The organism is Ectopseudomonas khazarica, assembly GCF_017915135.1.
Lineage (GTDB): Bacteria > Pseudomonadota > Gammaproteobacteria > Pseudomonadales > Pseudomonadaceae > Aquipseudomonas > Aquipseudomonas khazarica.
The window spans coordinates 4,857,226-4,872,916 of the sequence record NZ_CP068551.1; the positions used below are offsets into that span (position 1 = coordinate 4,857,226).

The window sequence follows — 15,691 nt, forward strand, 5'->3', positions numbered from 1 at the left end:
TATGCCATCACCGGAATCAGACGATGCCCGGATAGCCCTTCACAGACCATCCTGACAGCCATGAACGGGTAGCCAATACCCGCTCCCGTTGCTCGATGGAGTGTGAACGTGAACGCTCAGACCACCACCCAAGCCAGCTGGATTACCACCGTCCTCGTCAGCCTCTGCAGCCTGTCGCTGGTCTGGCTGGCGACGCAAGTACCCAGCCACTACTGGCTGGTCGCCGCCCTGCTACCGGGTGTCGTGGTGCATGTCAGCCTGCGCCGCCAGGCCAGCGCGCAGGCGCGGACCCTCTCTGAGGTCCAGGAGAGCGCCATCGCCGTCGGCCAGGCCCGGGAAGCCGAACGCCACGTGCATGGCCTGGCGGAGCTGTGCCGCAACATCGCGCCCATCTGGTCGCAGCAGATCGAAGCCGCCCGCCTCCACACCCAGACCGCCATCGAAGCCCTGAGCGAACGCTTCACCCACCTGGCGCAGCGCATCAGCGCCGTGGTCGGCGTAGATGCGCCGAGCGACGACGAAGCGCTGCTGAAGCTGCTGGCCGGCAGCGAACACGAACTGGAAGACATCGTCAGCCAGTTGCGCCAGGCCCTGGACAGCAAGGAAACCCTGCTCGCCGAAGTGGTCCGCCTCAGCGGCTACACCACCCAGCTGCGCACCATGGCCCAGGAAGTCGGCGACGTCGCCAAGCAGACCAACCTGCTGGCCCTCAACGCCGCCATCGAGGCCGCCCGCGCCGGCGAGGCCGGACGTGGCTTCGCCGTGGTCGCCGACGAGGTGCGCAAGCTCTCGACCCTCTCGGAGGAAACCGGCAAGCGCATCGGCGAGACCATCGAGAACGTCAGCACCGCCATCGAACACACCCTGCACGTCTCCAACGAACACGCCAGCCGCGACGCCAGCACCCTGGAAAGCGCCAGCCAGCTGATCCGCCAGGTCATCGAGGATTTCCGCCACGGCGCCACGCGCCTGGTCGAGCACGGCAACACCCTGCACAGCCAGAACCAGGCGGTCGGCGAGGAAATCTCCGAGGTGCTGGTCGCGCTGCAGTTCCAGGACCGCGTCAGCCAGATGCTCGGCCACATGCGCGACGACATCGAGAAACTCGGCCTGCGCCTGGTCGATGCAAGCGGCCAGGTCGACGCCAGCGGCTGGCTGGACGACCTCTCGCACACCTACACCACGCCCGAACAGCACGCCATCCACAGCGGCCGTCACGGCACGTCCGCCGCCAGCGCTTCCGACATCACCTTCTTCTGAGGACTTCCCCATGGCCAAGACCATTCTCATCGTCGACGACTCCGCCTCGATCCGCCAGGTGGTCGGCATGACCCTGAAGAACGCCGGCTACGACATCATCGAAGGGGTCGATGGCAAGGATGCGCTGACCAAGCTCGACGGGCGCAAGGTGCACCTGATCATCAGCGACGTGAACATGCCGAACATGGACGGCATCACCTTCCTGAAGAACGTCAAGACGCTGGCCAGCTACAAGTTCACCCCGGTGATCATGCTCACCACCGAAGCCGGCGATGCCAAGAAGAGCGAAGGCCAGGCGGCCGGCGCCAAGGCCTGGGTGGTCAAGCCCTTCCAGCCGGCGCAGATGCTGACCGCCGTTTCCAAACTGATCCTGCCCTGAGTCAGGAGGTGTGCCATGCACGCCACGTCCCCAGCCACTGACACCCGCCAACTGGTACTCGACGGCGCCCTGAGCATCTACACCGCCGCCGACACCAAGCCCCGTCTCAGCTCGGCCCTGCAGGGCGCCATCGCCCTGGAGATCGACCTCAGCGGCGTCGAGGAATTCGACTGCGCCGGCCTGCAGCTGCTGCTGGCCACCCGCGAGCAGGCACGCCGCATGGACATCGACCTGCACTTCCGTGGCGTCAGCCCGGCCATCTCGGAACTGCTCCGGCTCAGTGGCCTGGGCACGACGCTGCTCGCAGAGGAGAACCACTGATGAACCTCGACAGCGTGATCGGCACCTTCATCGCCGAAAGCCAGGAGCTGCTGCAGCAGATGGAAGATGCCCTGCTGCAGATCGAGCAGACGCCGGACGACGCCGAACTGATCAATGCCATCTTCCGCGCCGCGCATACCATCAAGGGGTCCTCGGGGCTGTTCGGCTTCGACTCCATCGTCGCCTTCACCCATGTCGCCGAGAGCGTCCTCGACCGCGTCCGCGCCGGCGAAGTGCGCTTCGACGGCGAACTCATCGCCCTCATGCTGCAGGTCGGTGACCACCTGGCCGGGCTGATCGGTCACCTCGCCGAGGGCCGCGACCTGGCCGAGCTGGCGGCGGCACACCACGCCCGCGAGGCCGAACTGGTCCAGGCCCTGCGCCGCTACCTCGACAACCAGGCCGAGACGACCCCCGCCGCCGCCGCGCAGTCCCAGGAGACCGTGGAGGCCAGCGGCAACGGCCACTGGCACCTGTCGCTGCGCTTCGGCCAGGACACCCTGCGCAACGGCATGGATCCGCTGGCCTTCGTTCGCTACCTGGAGACCCTGGGCAACATCGTGCATGTCGAGCCGGTGCTCGAGCATCTGCCGGTGCTGGACGAGATGGACCCGGAAAGCTGCTACCTGGGCCTGGAACTGGCCTTCTCCAGCGCCGCCGAGGCGCAAGCCATCGAGGGTGCCTTCGACTTCGTCCGCGAAGACGGCAGCATCCGTATCCTGCCGCCCGGCGCGCCGCTGACGGCGCTGCAAGAGCTGCTGGAACTACGCGCCGCCGAAGGCGCCCTGCAAGTTGAACGCCTGGTGCGTTGCACAAGCTTTGACGCTGCACTGCTGGAGCAGGCCAATGGCTCCAGCGCCGTGGCGCCGGCAACGCACCAAGCGGCCATTCCCGCGTCCGGCGCCGGCGAAAGCCGCGCCGTGGCCAGCAAGGAAGCCCCACGCGCAAACGGTGACACCAACCTGATCCGGGTCGACGCAGCCAAGCTGGACCAACTGATCAACCTGGTCGGCGAGCTGATCATCGCCGGCGCCAACACCCGCATGCTGGCCCAGCGCAGTGGCCTGGCCGGCATGTGCGAATCCGCCGAAACGTTGTCGCGGCTGGTCGAGGAAGTGCGCGACAGCACGCTGACCCTGCGCATGGTGCAGATCGGCGCCACCTTCAATCGCTTCCAGCGCGTGGTCCGCGACGTTTCCAGGGAACTGGGCAAGGACATCGTCCTGCAGGTCAGCGGCGGCGACACCGAGCTGGACAAGACCGTGGTCGAGAAGATCGGCGACCCGCTCACCCACCTGGTGCGCAACGCCATGGACCACGGTATCGAACCGGCCGAGGTGCGCCAGGCCGCCGGCAAGCCGCTGCAAGGCGTGGTGCGCCTGAATGCCTACCACGAGGCCGGTGGCATCGTCATCGAGGTGTCCGACGACGGCGGCGGTCTCGACCCGCAGAAGATTCTCGCCAAGGCCAGCCAACGCGGCCTGATCGGCGAAGGCCAGCAGCTCAGCGACAAGGAGATCTTCAACCTGATCTTCGAGCCGGGCTTCTCCACCGCCGAGCAGATCAGCAACCTCTCCGGGCGCGGCGTCGGCATGGACGTGGTCAAGCGCAACATCACCGCCCTGCGTGGCAGCGTCGAGCTCGACAGCGCCCTGGGCCAGGGCACCTGCGTGCGCATCCGCCTGCCGCTGACCCTGGCGATCATCGACGGCTTCCTCATCGGTGTCGGCCAGGCCAGCTACGTCATCCCGCTGGACATGGTCGAAGAATGCATCGAACTGCCCAGCGAACAGCTCGCCGGCCAGGAGCACCTCGACCTGCGTGGCGACGTCCTGCCCTTCATCCGCCTGCGCCAGCTGTTCGAGGACCAGAGCCAGCCGCCCCGGCGCGAGAACGTGGTGGTGATCAGCTACGCCGGGATTCGCGCCGGCCTGGTGGTGGACCAGTTGCTGGGCGAGTTCCAGACCGTGATCAAGCCGCTGGGCAAGGTGTTCTGCCAGGTCCCGGCGCTGAGCGGTTTCACCATCCTCGGCAGCGGCGCCGTGGCGCTGATCCTCGATATCCCCGGCCTGCTCTCGCAAGTCAGCCAAGGCGGCAGCAGCCGCACCCTTTCCCCCTCCGGCAACCTCAGGAGTACTGTGCTATGAACCTGGCAACCCGTATCGCGGCGCTAGTCGCAACAGCGCTGATCGCACTGACCCTGCTGGCCCTGCCAGCGCTGAACGCCTACCTGGCCCTGGGCATTGCCCTGCTCGCAGGCGCCGCCCTGGCGTTCCAGGGCTGGCAGCTCAACCGTGCGCTGCAGCTGCAGCTCGGCGGCGAACCGCGTGCACTGCATGACCTCGCCGAGCAGCTGGCGCAGGGGGAACTGCCCCGCACGAACCAGCCCCAGGCAGCGCGTGGCTCGCTCCTGCACAGCCAGCAGCAGACCGGCGAACAGCTCGCCGCGCTGCTCACGGAGCTGAGCCGCGTGACCGACGAGCATGCCCGCGGCGACATCGACGCCGTCCTCGACAGCCAGCGACCGGGGGTGTACCGCGAGATCGCCGTGGCGATCAACGCGCTGGTCGCCAGCCATATCGACGTTAAGAAGAAGGCCATGACCTGCGTCCGTGCCATCGCCGAGGGCGACCTGCGCGCACCGCTGGAGCAGTTCCCCGGCAAGAAAGCCTTCATCAACGACACCATCGAGACCCTGCGGCGCAACCTCACCGGCCTGATGAGCGAGATGCGGCACATGTCCGACGAGCACGACAAGGGCGACATCGACGTGGTCATCGACGCCTCGCGCTTCACCGGCAGCTACGCCGAGATCGCCCAGGGCATCAACGCCATGGTCGCCGGCCACATCAGCGTGAAGAAGAAGGCCATGGCCTGCGTCCAGGCCTTCGCCGAGGGCGATCTGAGCGCATCGCTGGAGCAATTCCCCGGCAAGAAGGCCTTCATCAACGACACCATCGAGACCCTGCGCGGCAACCTCACCGGCCTGATGAGCGAGATGCGGCACATGTCCGACGAGCACGACAAGGGCGACATCGACGTGGTCATCGACGCCACACGCTTCACCGGCAGCTACGCCGAGATCGCCCAGGGCATCAACGCCATGGTCGCCGGCCACATCAGCGTGAAGAAGAAGGCCATGGCCTGCATCAAGGCCTTCGGCGAAGGCGACCTGAGCGCGCCGCTGGAGCAGTTCCCCGGCAAGAAGGCCTTCATCAACGACACCATCGAGACCCTGCGCGCCAATGTCCAGGCGCTGATCGAAGACACCCAGATGCTCAGCCAGGCGGCGCAGCACGGCCAGCTCGACACCCGCGCCGACGCCAGCCGTCATCAGGGCGACTTCCGCCGCATCGTCGACGGCATCAACAGCACGCTGGAAGCGATCATCGTGCCGCTGAACGAAGCCATGCAGGTCATCGCCGGCCTCGCCGAAGGCGACCTGACCCGCACCATGCACGGCCAGTTCCAGGGCCATCTGCACGACCTGCAGCATTCGCTCAACAGCACCGTGGAGAAACTCAGCGACATCATCGGCCAGGTGCACCTCTCCACCGCGACCCTCAGCGGCGCCGCCGAGGAAATCTCCGCCACCGCCCAGACCCTCAGCCACGCCGCCTCCAGCCAGGCCGCCTCGGTCGAGGAAACCAGCGCGGCGATGGAGCAGATGTCCGCCTCCATCGCGCAGAACACCGAGAACGCCAAGGTCACCGACGGCATGGCCGGCAAGGCCTCCTGCGAAGCCAGCGAGGGTGGCCAGGCGGTACGTGACACCGTGGCGGCGATGAAGACCATCGCCGAGAAGATCGGCATCGTCGACGACATCGCCTACCAGACCAACCTGCTGGCCCTCAACGCCGCCATCGAGGCCGCCCGTGCCGGCGAACACGGCAAGGGCTTCGCGGTGGTCGCCGCCGAGGTGCGCAAGCTGGCCGAGCGCAGCCAGGTGGCCGCGCAGGAAATCAGCGAAGTGGCCAAGAGCAGCGTGTCGCTGGCCGAACAGGCCGGCAACCTGCTCGACCAGATGCTGCCATCGATCGCCAAGACCTCCGACCTGGTCCAGGAAATCACCGCCGCCTCCGAAGAGCAGAGCACCGGGGTCAACCAGATCACCTCGGCGATGACCCAGCTCAGCGACATCACCCAGCAGAACGCCGCCGCCTCGGAAGAGCTGGCCGCCACGGCGGAGGAGATGAACGGCCAGTCCGTCCAGCTGCAGCAACTGATGCAGTTCTTCCACCTGGCCAGCCGCGCCAGCGCCGGGGTGACCACACTCGGTCGCCCGCTGAGTGCCGCGCCGACGCGCGCAGCGGTGGTGGCGGACGACGAAGAGAGCGGCTTCGTCCGCTACGGGAGCTGAGCCATGGGTGCCCTCGTCGATCTGCCTCTGGACACGCCTGACGGCTGCGCACAACAGCAGCGCCAGTACCTGACCTTCCGCGTACAGCAGGACATGTACGCGGTGGCCAGCCGCTACGTGCGCGAGATTCTCGAGTACGACCAGGTCACCCAGGTGCCGATGATGCCCAGCCTGGTGCGCGGCGTGATCAACCTGCGCGGCGCCATCGTGCCGATCATCGACCTCGCCGATCGCTTCGGCCATGGCCTGAGCCCGCTCGGCGCACGCACCTGCATCGTCATCGTGGAGATCCTCGACGAGGACGAGACCCACCTGATGGGCGCGCTGGTCGATGCCGTCAGCGCCGTGGTCGAGATCGAGGCCGACGCCCTGCGTCAGGCCCCGGCCTTCGGCAGCCGCGTGCGCAGCGAGTTCATCGAGGACATGGCGCGCCTGGACGAACGTTTCATCACCCTGCTGCGCATGGAACAGGTGCTCTCGGTCGAGCAGATCGCGGCCATGGCCGGCCTGCGCAACGAATCCCTTTCCCCCGCTGCAGACGTGCGCTGACGCGCAGGAGCCCTGCCATGACCATCAGCAAGAAAATGACTCTCCTGGTTCTCTCGGCCCTGCTCGGCATCCTGCTGCTGTCGGGTGTGTCCTACCAGCAGATGAACCAGGTGTTCAACGCCGCCAACTTCGGCAACGTCAACTCGGTGCCCGCCATTACCGCCCTGGCCAAGCTCGGCACGGCGGTGAACATGCAGGTGCAACTGGTCTACGAACATGTACTGAGCGCCGACGACCAGGCCATGGATGCCGTGGACAAGCTCATCGCCGGCAACCGTGGCGACATCCAGGCCGCCCTCGACGACTACGCTGCGACCATCAGCGACGAGCAGGACCAGCAGCTCTTCGACACCGAGCATCAGGGCATCGACAACCTCCTCCAGGGCATCGACAAGGCGCTGGCCCTGTCGCGCCAGCACAAGGACGAGGCCGCGCGCGAATCCATGCTCGAATTGCAGCACGCGGTCATCGACCCGCTGCGCAGCGCCATCGACAAGCACCGCGACTACAACATCACCATGGCCAACGACGGTAGCCAACAGGCCCAGGCCAGCCTGCAGCACGCCACCTGGATCGCCATCGTCGTCTCGCTGGCCACCCTGCTGGTCATCGGCCTGTTCGGTGGTTTCATCACCCGCAACCTGCTGCGTCAGCTCGGCGGTGAACCGGCCTACGCGGTGGAAGTGGTCAGCCGCATCGCCGCCGGCGACCTCAACACCGAGGTCAGCACCCGGGACGGCGACACCAGCAGCATGCTGGCCGCGATCAAGGGCATGAGCGAGAAACTGGCGCAGATCATCGGCGAAGTGCGCAGCAATGCCGACGCCCTCACCAGTGCCTCCGAACAGATTTCCGCCACGGCCCAGAGCATGAGCCAGGGCGCTTCCGAACAGGCCGCATCGGTGGAGGAAACCAGCGCCTCGATGGAGCAGATGTCCGCCTCCATCGCGCAGAACACCGAGAACGCCAGGGTCACCGATGGCATGGCCGGCAAGGCCGCGCGCGAGGCCGACGAAGGTGGCCAGGCCGTGCGCGACACCGTGGCGGCGATGAAGACCATCGCCGAGAAGATCGGCATCGTCGACGACATCGCCTACCAGACCAACCTGCTGGCCCTCAACGCCGCCATCGAGGCCGCCCGCGCCGGCGAGCACGGCAAGGGCTTCGCGGTGGTCGCCGCCGAGGTGCGCAAGCTGGCCGAGCGCAGCCAGGTGGCCGCGCAGGAGATCAGCGAAGTGGCCAAGAGCAGCGTGTCACTGGCCGAACGCGCCGGTAGCCTGCTCGACCAGATGCTGCCGTCGATCGGCAAGACCTCCGACCTGGTCCAGGAAATCGCCGCCGCCTCCGAGGAACAGAGCGCCGGCGTCGGCCAGATCAACTGCGCGATGACCCAGCTCAGCGACATCACCCAGCAATCCGCCTCCGCCGCCGAGGAACTGGCCGCCACCGCCGAGGAAATGAGTGGCCAGGCCGAACAGCTGCAGCAACTGATGGACTTCTTCAAGGTCTCGGCCGCCCGCGCCCCGCTCCTCGCCCCTCGCCAGCCGGCGCGCAGCCGCAGCGCCAGCGAAGCCGGTAGCGAGCTGCTCGAGCAGATGATCCCCAGCGGCTTCATTCGCTTCCAGTCCTAGCCCCCAGCCGGGCACCTGCGGGTGCCCGAGGAGCGACCCATGCCCAGTTTCAACCCGGCCACGGCGCCAGACACCACCCAGCAATACCTGACCTTCAGCCTCGGCGAGGAACTCTTCGCCGTCGGCACGCGCAACGTCCGCGAGATCATCGAGTACGGCCGCCTGACCCCGGTGCCGCTGATGCCGGCGAGCATCCTCGGCGTGATCAACCTGCGTGGCGGCGTGGTGCCGATCATGGACCTGCGCCAGCGCTTCGGTCAGCAGCAGACCCAGATCGGACGACGCAGCTGCATTGTCATCCTGGAGGTGGTGCGCGAGCAGATGCAGCAGGTCATCGGCATCGTCGTCGAGGCGGTCAACGCGGTGCTGGAGATTCCCGAGCAGGACATCGAGCCCGCGCCCAGCTTCGGCAGCCATATCCCCACCGACTTCCTGCTCGGCATGGGCAAGCTCGACGAGCGCCTGGTGGTGCTGCTGGACATCGGCCGGATTCTCTCGCTCGCCGACCTGCGCCAGCTCGCCACTGCCGCCGCACAACCCGAACCGGCCTGACCCTGGAGCGGCGCCATGACAGCCCTGAGCCTGAACAACCGCGAATTCCAGCAGTTTCGCGACATGATCCACGAGATCGCCGGCATCGCCATGAGCGACGCCAAGCGCCAGCTGGTGGCCGGACGCCTGAGCAAGCGCCTGCGCCATTTCGAACTGAACAGCTATGGTGACTACTTCCAGCTGCTGATGAAGGACAAGGCCGAGCTGCAAACCGCAGTCGACCTGCTGACCACCAACGAAACCTACTTCTTCCGCGAGCCGAAGCACTTCGAATTCCTCCGTGAGCGCCTGCAGGACGACCTGCGCAGCAGCCAGCCGCTGCGCGTCTGGAGCGCCGCCTGCTCCAGCGGCGAGGAGCCCTACACCCTGGCCCTGCTGCTGGCCGACTGCCTGCCGTCGCGGCCCTGGGAGATCCTCGCGTCGGACATCAGCACGCGCATCCTCGACAAGGCACGCACCGGCATCTATCCGGAAGAGGACGCCAGCGGCATCCCCCGCGAGCTGCTGCATCGCCACTGCCTGCGCGGCACCGGCAGCCACAGCGGCATGTTCACCCTGGAGCCGGCATTGAAGCGGCGCATCGGCTTCCGCCAGATCAACCTCAACAACGCCCTGCCGGATGTCGGTGTGTTCGATGTAATCTTCCTGCGCAACGTGATGATCTACTTCGACCCGCCGACCAAGCGCCAGGTGGTGCAACGTCTCTGCGCACGGCTGCGTCCCGGTGGCTACTTCTTCGTCAGCCACTCCGAAAGCCTGCACGGCATCAGCGACGAGTTGCAGTCGCTGCGCCCCTCGATCTATCGCAAACCCCATGCATAACCCGGACGGCGTCATCGAAGTGCTCCTGCAGCCAGGTGACCTGTACTTCGGCGACCGTCGCACGCGCATCCGCACGCTGCTCGGTTCCTGTGTGTCGCTGGTGCTGTGGCACCGCGGCGAACGCATCGGCGGCATGTGCCACTACATGCTGCCCAGCCGCCGCCACCCCGGCAGCCGGCTCGATGGGCGCTACGCCGACGAGGCACTGCACCTGCTGCTGGAGAAGATCCGCGCCAGCGGCAGCCAGCCGCAGGACTACCGCATCAGCCTGTTCGGTGGCGGCAACATGTTCGGCGAGCTGTGCCAGCGCAACATCGGCCAGAGCAACGTGCGCGCCGGCCTGGAGCTGCTCGCCGCCCACGGCCTGAAATGCCATGAACGGCATGCTGGTGGCGATGGCTACCGCAACCTGATTTTCGATGTCTGCAGCGGGCACATCGCACTGCGTTGCCCCACGTCCCAACAGATCGCCACCCGGCGCTACGAGGCCCCCACGCCATGAAGAACACCAAGGTGTTGATCGTCGACGACTCCGCAGTCGTCCGCCAGGTACTGAGCGCCGGCCTTGCCGAACACACGGGCATCGAAGTCATCGGTGCCGCCGCCGACCCGCTGTTCGCCATGGACAAGATGCAGCGCAACTGGCCCGACGTGATCGTGCTGGACGTGGAGATGCCGCGCATGGACGGCATCTCTTTCCTGAAGAAACTGATGGCCGAGCGCCCGACCCCGGTGGTGATCTGCTCCACCCTGACGGAGAAGGGTGCCGCCACCACCATGGAGGCCATGGCCGCCGGGGCGGTGGCCATCGTCACCAAGCCGCAGGCCGGGCTGCGCCAGTTCCTCATCGAAGCCACCGAAGAGCTGGTCGGCGCCATCCGTGCGGCGGCCCAGGCCCACCTCAAGCGCCTCGGCCCGGCAGCGCCGGCGGTGCAGCCCAAGCTCAACGCCGATGCCATCCTGCCTGCCGCCAGCAGCGGCGCCATGACCCGCACCACCGAGCGCATCATCGCCATCGGCACCTCGACCGGCGGCACCCAGGCCCTGGAACACGTGCTCACGGCGCTGCCACGGGTCTGCCCCGGCATCGTCATCGTCCAGCACATGCCCGAGCGCTTCACCGCCGCCTTCGCCGAGCGCCTCAACGGCCTGTGCCAGATCGAGGTCCGCGAAGCCCGCAACGGCGACCGGGTCATGCCCGGTCGCGCCCTGATCGCCCCCGGCGGGCGCCACATGCTGCTCAAGCGCAGCGGCGCCCAGTACGTGGTCGAAGTGGTCGACGGCCCGCCCGTCAGCCGCCACAAGCCCTCGGTGGACGTGCTGTTTCGCTCCACCGCCCGCGCCGCCGGCGCCAACGCCACCGGCATCATCATGACCGGCATGGGCGACGACGGCGCCCGCGGCCTGCGCGAGATGCACGAGGCCGGCGCCATCACCTACGGCCAGGACGAAGCCACTTGCGTGGTCTACGGCATGCCCAAGGAAGCCAGGAAACTGGGGGCGGTCGACCGCGAAGTGGCCCTGGAGCAGATTCCCGCCTGCATCCTGCGCAACGAACGCGGCTGAGCGGCCTTTGCCCGTCTGCCTCGGCGGGCGTAGAATCGAGCGATTGCTCGCCGGCATCACCGGCGGGCCCGTGAGCCCCGGCCGCGCGAGAGGTGATCCCGTCTCGTCATGCAGCCCCCCTACATGCGGCGATCAGCTGCCCGACGACGCTCACCGCACACACCTCCGAATTAGCCGCAGGACCCGACCATGCCTGATTACCGCTCGAAGACCTCCACCCACGGCCGCAACATGGCCGGCGCCCGCGCCCTGTGGCGCGCCACCGGGATGAAGGACGAAGACTTCAAGAAACCGATCATCGCCATCGCCAACTCCTTCACCCAGTTCGTGCCCGGCCACGTGCACCTGAAGGACCTCGGCCAGCTGGTCGCCCGCGAGATCGAGAAAGCCGGCGGCGTGGCCAAGGAATTCAACACCATCGCCGTGGACGACGGCATCGCCATGGGCCACGACGGCATGCTCTATTCGCTGCCGAGCCGCGAGATCATCGCCGACTCCGTGGAGTACATGGTCAACGCCCACTGCGCCGACGCCATCGTCTGCATCAGCAACTGCGACAAGATCACCCCCGGCATGCTGATGGCCGCCCTGCGCCTGAACATCCCGGTGGTGTTCGTCTCCGGCGGCCCGATGGAAGCCGGCAAGACCAAGCTGGCCAGCCACGGCCTGGACCTGGTCGACGCCATGGTCATCGCCGCCGACTCCAGCGCATCCGACGAGAAGGTCGCCGAGTACGAACGCAGCGCCTGCCCGACCTGCGGCAGCTGCTCCGGCATGTTCACCGCCAACTCGATGAACTGCCTGACCGAAGCCCTGGGCCTGTCCCTGCCGGGCAACGGTTCCACCCTGGCCACCCACAGCGACCGCGAGCAGCTGTTCCTGCGCGCCGGGCGCCTGGCCGTCGAGCTGTGCCAGCGTTACTACGGCGAAGGCGACGAGTCGGTGCTGCCGCGCAACATCGCCAACTTCAAGGCGTTCGAGAACGCCATGATGCTCGACATCGCCATGGGCGGTTCGACCAACACCATCCTGCACCTGCTGGCCGCCGCCCAGGAAGGCGAAGTGGCCTTCGACCTGCGCGACATCGACCGTCTGTCGCGCAAGGTCCCGCAGCTGTGCAAGGTGGCGCCGAACATCCAGAAGTACCACATGGAAGACGTGCACCGTGCCGGTGGCATCTTCTCCATCCTCGGTGAGCTGGCCCGTGGCGGCCTGCTGCACACCGACGTGCACACCGTGCACAGCCCGAACATGGCCGAGGCCATCGCCCAGTGGGACATCACCCAGACCCAGGACGAGGCGGTGCACCACTTCTTCAAGGCGGGCCCGGCAGGCATCCCCACCCAGACCGCGTTCAGCCAGTCGACCCGCTGGGACAGCCTCGACGACGACCGCGCCGAAGGCTGCATTCGCAGTGTCGAGCACGCCTACTCGCAGGAAGGCGGCCTGGCCGTGCTGTACGGCAACATCGCCCTCGACGGCTGCGTGGTGAAGACCGCCGGCGTCGATGAGTCGATCCATGTCTTCGAAGGCACCGCCAAGGTGTTCGAGAGCCAGGACAGCGCGGTGAAAGGCATCCTCGCCGACGAGGTGAAGGCCGGCGACATCGTCATCATCCGCTACGAAGGCCCGAAAGGTGGCCCGGGCATGCAGGAAATGCTGTACCCGACCAGCTACCTGAAGTCCAAGGGCCTGGGCAAGGCCTGTGCCCTGCTCACCGACGGCCGTTTCTCCGGCGGCACCAGCGGCCTGTCCATCGGCCACGCCTCGCCGGAAGCGGCTTCGGGCGGCGCCATCGGCCTGGTGCAGGACGGCGACAAGATCCTCATCGACATCCCCAACCGCAGCATCAACCTGCTGGTATCCGATGAAGAGCTGGCCAAGCGCCGCAGCGAACAGGACCAGAAAGGCTGGAAGCCGGCCGCACCCCGTGCGCGCAAGGTGACCACCGCCCTCAAGGCCTACGCCCTGCTCGCCACCAGCGCCGACAAGGGCGCAGTGCGCAACAAGGCGCTGCTCGACGGCTGACCCCGCGTTGCGACATGAAAAGCCCGGCCTTCCTGGCGCAGCGTTGTTCATTTGAGGTTGCACAGGTTTGGCTCCCCTCTCCCATTTATGGGAGAGGGGCTGGGGGAGAGGGCTGAAAATGCCGCAAAACTGCCAGTTTCCCCCTCTCCGAACGCGGCCCGCCCTAACCCTCTCCCCAAAGGGGCGAGGGGACTATCGCGTCCGACCAACTCTTAAAGGAACAGCACTACGGCCTTGCTGCCGGGCTTTTTCTTGCCCAAGGTTTTGCATCTGCGCTCGTTCGCCAGCAAGCTGATGCCTGCACCCTGCTCAGGAGCCCGCCATGCGCATCGGCCTGATCGCCGACACCCACAACCTGCTGCGCCCCGAGGCGCTGGCCGCGCTGCTGGGTGTCGACCATCTGCTGCACGCCGGCGATATCGGCGGGCCGCACATCCTGGCCGAGCTGGAGCGCATCGCGCCGCTGTCGGTGGTGCGCGGCAACAACGACCAGGACGCCTGGGCCGACACCATCGCCGATCAGCTGACGCTGGACTTCGGTGGTGTCCGGCTGCACATGCGGCACGACCTCAAGCAGCTGGATGTCGACCCGGCTGAGCAGGACATCAACGTGGTCATCGCCGGCCACTCGCACAAGCCCCTGCAGGAGACGCGCGACGGCGTGCTCTACCTCAACCCGGGCAGCGCCGGACCACGGCGTTTCAAGCTGCCCATTGGCGTGGGCATCCTGCATATCGAAGGCGGCCGGGTAAGGGCCGAGCTGATCACCCTGCAGGTCTGATACCCCCGCATGCCGGCGTAGGGTGGACGACGCTTCACCCGTCCACCGTCCCACCGACCACCACCACCCAAAGGCCCCTTGAAAAACGCCGCTGCCGAGACCATCTAGGCAGGTAGCGCTTTTTCAATGTCTCGATGGAGATTTTCATGACCCTCGACGAGCTCAACGCCATCCCTGGCGTGACCGCCAAGCCCGACGTCGCCACCGCCGACTTCGTCTACAACCACACCATGATCCGCGTGAAGGACCTGCAGAAGTCGCTGGACTTCTACACCCGTGTGCTGGGCTTCACCCTGCTGGAGAAGAAGGACTTCCCCGAAGCCGAGTTCAGCCTGTACTTCCTCGCGCTGATTGCCGACAAGTCGCAGATCCCGGCCGACCCGGCCGCGCGCCACCAATGGCGCAAGTCCATCCCCGGCGTGCTGGAGCTGACCTACAACCACGGCACCGAGCAGGACCCGGAGTTCGCCTACCACAGCGGCAACAGCGACCCGCGCGGTTTCGGCCACCTGTGCGTGTCGGTACCGGACATCAAGGCTGCCTGCCAGCGCTTCGAAGAGCTCGGCGTGGACTTCCAGAAACGCCTGACCGACGGCCGCATGCGCGACATCGCCTTCATCAAGGACCCGGACGGCTACTGGGTGGAAATCATCCAGTTCACCGACGTGCAGTGACCGTCGCGCCCGCGACGCCCGACGAGGGGCTGCCTCCTGCGAGGCAGCCCCTCGTTCGTCGAGCCACTCAACTCACGCCAACGTAGCGGTCGGCACGGTGATTGATCGCCAGCACCAGGTTGAGCATCACCGCGCCCAGCACCGACAGCAGCACCTTGTCCGGCGAGACCACGAAGATAGACGCCAGCACGATGCTGGCGTCGATGCCCATCTGCACCGCCCCTGCCCGCAGGCCGAAACGCTCCTGCAGATACAGCGCGAGGATGTTCACCCCGCCCAGGCTGGCGCGGTGGCGGAACAGCATGAGCAGGCCCAGGCCCATGGCGGCGCCACCGAACAGGGCGGCGTAGATGGCATCGAGCGCGGCGAAGGCGACCCAGTGCGGGGTCAGCTCCGCCAGCAGCGAAACCAGCAGCACCGCACAGCCGGTACGCAGGGTGAAGCCCCAGCCCATGCGCCAGATGCCCAGCAGGTAGAACGGCAGGTTCACCAGACAGAACACCAGGCCGAAGGGCCAGCCGGCCTGGTAGTTGGCCAGGAAGGCGATGCCCACCGTCCCGCCGGTCAGCAAACCGGCATGGGCGTAGAAGGTGATCCCCAGGGCCACCAGGGCGGTGCCGAACAGCAGCGCCAGGGCATCCTCCCACAACGGGTGGCGAACGAAGAGTGCGGCGACGGCGCTCGGGCGCTCATCGACGGGCGATTGCTCAGTCATCGAAAAACCTGCATCAGGGTGCACGAAAGAGGTGATGGCAGAGGCAAGGCGGT

At 66.9% G+C, this 15,691-nt stretch carries 15 protein-coding genes; 14 read left to right on the forward strand and 1 reads right to left on the reverse strand.

The annotated features are described in order from the left end of the window. The first annotated feature begins 108 nt into the window (after positions 1 to 108). From JLK41_RS22890 to gloA, 14 genes are all read left to right on the forward strand, one after another. Positions 109 to 1,260 carry a methyl-accepting chemotaxis protein gene (locus tag JLK41_RS22890; RefSeq protein WP_280527673.1) on the forward strand — a complete coding sequence of 384 codons (1,152 nt, stop codon included), beginning with the start codon at positions 109 to 111 and terminating at the stop codon, positions 1,258 to 1,260. A gap of 10 nt (positions 1,261 to 1,270) precedes the next feature. After that, a complete protein-coding gene (locus tag JLK41_RS22895; protein ID WP_037056485.1) occupies positions 1,271 to 1,639 on the forward strand; it encodes a response regulator in 369 nt (122 codons plus the stop codon). Between the two features lie 15 nt (positions 1,640 to 1,654). Beyond that, positions 1,655 to 1,960, forward strand: a complete 306-nt coding sequence (locus JLK41_RS22900; RefSeq protein WP_037056486.1) for an STAS domain-containing protein — start codon at positions 1,655 to 1,657, stop codon at positions 1,958 to 1,960. Next, positions 1,960 to 4,107 carry a chemotaxis protein CheA gene (locus JLK41_RS22905; protein ID WP_210389908.1) on the forward strand — a complete coding sequence of 716 codons (2,148 nt, stop codon included), beginning with the start codon at positions 1,960 to 1,962 and terminating at the stop codon, positions 4,105 to 4,107. Before JLK41_RS22900 ends, JLK41_RS22905 begins: the two co-directional genes overlap by 1 nt. Continuing rightward, positions 4,104 to 6,320 (forward strand): methyl-accepting chemotaxis protein, encoded by a 2,217-nt coding sequence (locus JLK41_RS22910; RefSeq protein WP_210389910.1) that lies wholly within the window; start codon positions 4,104 to 4,106, stop codon positions 6,318 to 6,320. The genes JLK41_RS22905 and JLK41_RS22910 overlap by 4 nt, the downstream gene beginning before the upstream one ends. Positions 6,321 to 6,323: 3 nt before the next feature. Then, a complete protein-coding gene (locus tag JLK41_RS22915) occupies positions 6,324 to 6,869 on the forward strand; it encodes a chemotaxis protein CheW (RefSeq protein ID WP_150606901.1) in 546 nt (181 codons plus the stop codon). 17 nt (positions 6,870 to 6,886) lie between these two features. Beyond that, on the forward strand, positions 6,887 to 8,500 hold the full coding sequence (locus tag JLK41_RS22920) for a methyl-accepting chemotaxis protein (RefSeq protein WP_210389912.1): 1,614 nt from the start codon (positions 6,887 to 6,889) through the stop codon (positions 8,498 to 8,500). Between the two features lie 39 nt (positions 8,501 to 8,539). After that, entirely contained in the window at positions 8,540 to 9,052 is a 513-nt protein-coding gene (locus tag JLK41_RS22925; RefSeq protein ID WP_037055181.1) for a chemotaxis protein CheW, read from the forward strand. A gap of 15 nt (positions 9,053 to 9,067) precedes the next feature. Next, a complete protein-coding gene (locus JLK41_RS22930; protein ID WP_037055182.1) occupies positions 9,068 to 9,874 on the forward strand; it encodes a CheR family methyltransferase in 807 nt (268 codons plus the stop codon). Further along, entirely contained in the window at positions 9,867 to 10,376 is a 510-nt protein-coding gene (locus JLK41_RS22935; protein WP_175254186.1) for a chemotaxis protein CheD, read from the forward strand. Before JLK41_RS22930 ends, JLK41_RS22935 begins: the two co-directional genes overlap by 8 nt. After that, a complete protein-coding gene (locus JLK41_RS22940) occupies positions 10,373 to 11,440 on the forward strand; it encodes a protein-glutamate methylesterase/protein-glutamine glutaminase (protein WP_210389914.1) in 1,068 nt (355 codons plus the stop codon). The genes JLK41_RS22935 and JLK41_RS22940 overlap by 4 nt, the downstream gene beginning before the upstream one ends. Positions 11,441 to 11,629: 189 nt before the next feature. Continuing rightward, positions 11,630 to 13,468 (forward strand): dihydroxy-acid dehydratase, encoded by a 1,839-nt coding sequence (ilvD, locus tag JLK41_RS22945; RefSeq protein ID WP_037055187.1) that lies wholly within the window; start codon positions 11,630 to 11,632, stop codon positions 13,466 to 13,468. A gap of 322 nt (positions 13,469 to 13,790) precedes the next feature. Further along, positions 13,791 to 14,249: a metallophosphoesterase family protein gene (locus tag JLK41_RS22950; protein WP_210389915.1), complete on the forward strand. Its 459-nt coding sequence runs from the start codon at positions 13,791 to 13,793 to the stop codon at positions 14,247 to 14,249. 146 nt (positions 14,250 to 14,395) lie between these two features. Continuing rightward, entirely contained in the window at positions 14,396 to 14,923 is a 528-nt protein-coding gene (gene gloA, locus JLK41_RS22955; protein ID WP_037055189.1) for a lactoylglutathione lyase, read from the forward strand. Between the two features lie 67 nt (positions 14,924 to 14,990). Here the strand turns inward: gloA and JLK41_RS22960 are convergent, their stop codons facing one another. Then, positions 14,991 to 15,638: a YitT family protein gene (locus tag JLK41_RS22960; RefSeq protein ID WP_150606917.1), complete on the reverse strand. Its 648-nt coding sequence runs from the start codon at positions 15,636 to 15,638 to the stop codon at positions 14,991 to 14,993. Positions 15,639 to 15,691: the final 53 nt, after the last annotated feature.

Excerpts from the sequence above, each read along its gene's own strand:
- JLK41_RS22895 (WP_037056485.1), top strand. The coding sequence starts at position 1,271 with ATGGCCAAGACCATTCTCATCGTCGACGACTCCGCCTCGATCCGCCAG.
- JLK41_RS22900 (WP_037056486.1), top strand. The coding sequence starts at position 1,655 with ATGCACGCCACGTCCCCAGCCACTGACACCCGCCAACTGGTACTCGAC.
- JLK41_RS22905 (WP_210389908.1), top strand. The coding sequence starts at position 1,960 with ATGAACCTCGACAGCGTGATCGGCACCTTCATCGCCGAAAGCCAGGAG.
- JLK41_RS22910 (WP_210389910.1), top strand. The coding sequence starts at position 4,104 with ATGAACCTGGCAACCCGTATCGCGGCGCTAGTCGCAACAGCGCTGATC.
- JLK41_RS22915 (WP_150606901.1), top strand. The coding sequence starts at position 6,324 with ATGGGTGCCCTCGTCGATCTGCCTCTGGACACGCCTGACGGCTGCGCA.
- JLK41_RS22920 (WP_210389912.1), top strand. The coding sequence starts at position 6,887 with ATGACCATCAGCAAGAAAATGACTCTCCTGGTTCTCTCGGCCCTGCTC.
- JLK41_RS22925 (WP_037055181.1), top strand. The coding sequence starts at position 8,540 with ATGCCCAGTTTCAACCCGGCCACGGCGCCAGACACCACCCAGCAATAC.
- JLK41_RS22930 (WP_037055182.1), top strand. The coding sequence starts at position 9,068 with ATGACAGCCCTGAGCCTGAACAACCGCGAATTCCAGCAGTTTCGCGAC.
- JLK41_RS22935 (WP_175254186.1), top strand. The coding sequence starts at position 9,867 with ATGCATAACCCGGACGGCGTCATCGAAGTGCTCCTGCAGCCAGGTGAC.
- JLK41_RS22940 (WP_210389914.1), top strand. The coding sequence starts at position 10,373 with ATGAAGAACACCAAGGTGTTGATCGTCGACGACTCCGCAGTCGTCCGC.
- ilvD (WP_037055187.1), top strand. The coding sequence starts at position 11,630 with ATGCCTGATTACCGCTCGAAGACCTCCACCCACGGCCGCAACATGGCC.
- JLK41_RS22950 (WP_210389915.1), top strand. The coding sequence starts at position 13,791 with ATGCGCATCGGCCTGATCGCCGACACCCACAACCTGCTGCGCCCCGAG.
- gloA (WP_037055189.1), top strand. The coding sequence starts at position 14,396 with ATGACCCTCGACGAGCTCAACGCCATCCCTGGCGTGACCGCCAAGCCC.
- JLK41_RS22960 (WP_150606917.1), bottom strand. The coding sequence starts at position 15,638 with ATGACTGAGCAATCGCCCGTCGATGAGCGCCCGAGCGCCGTCGCCGCA.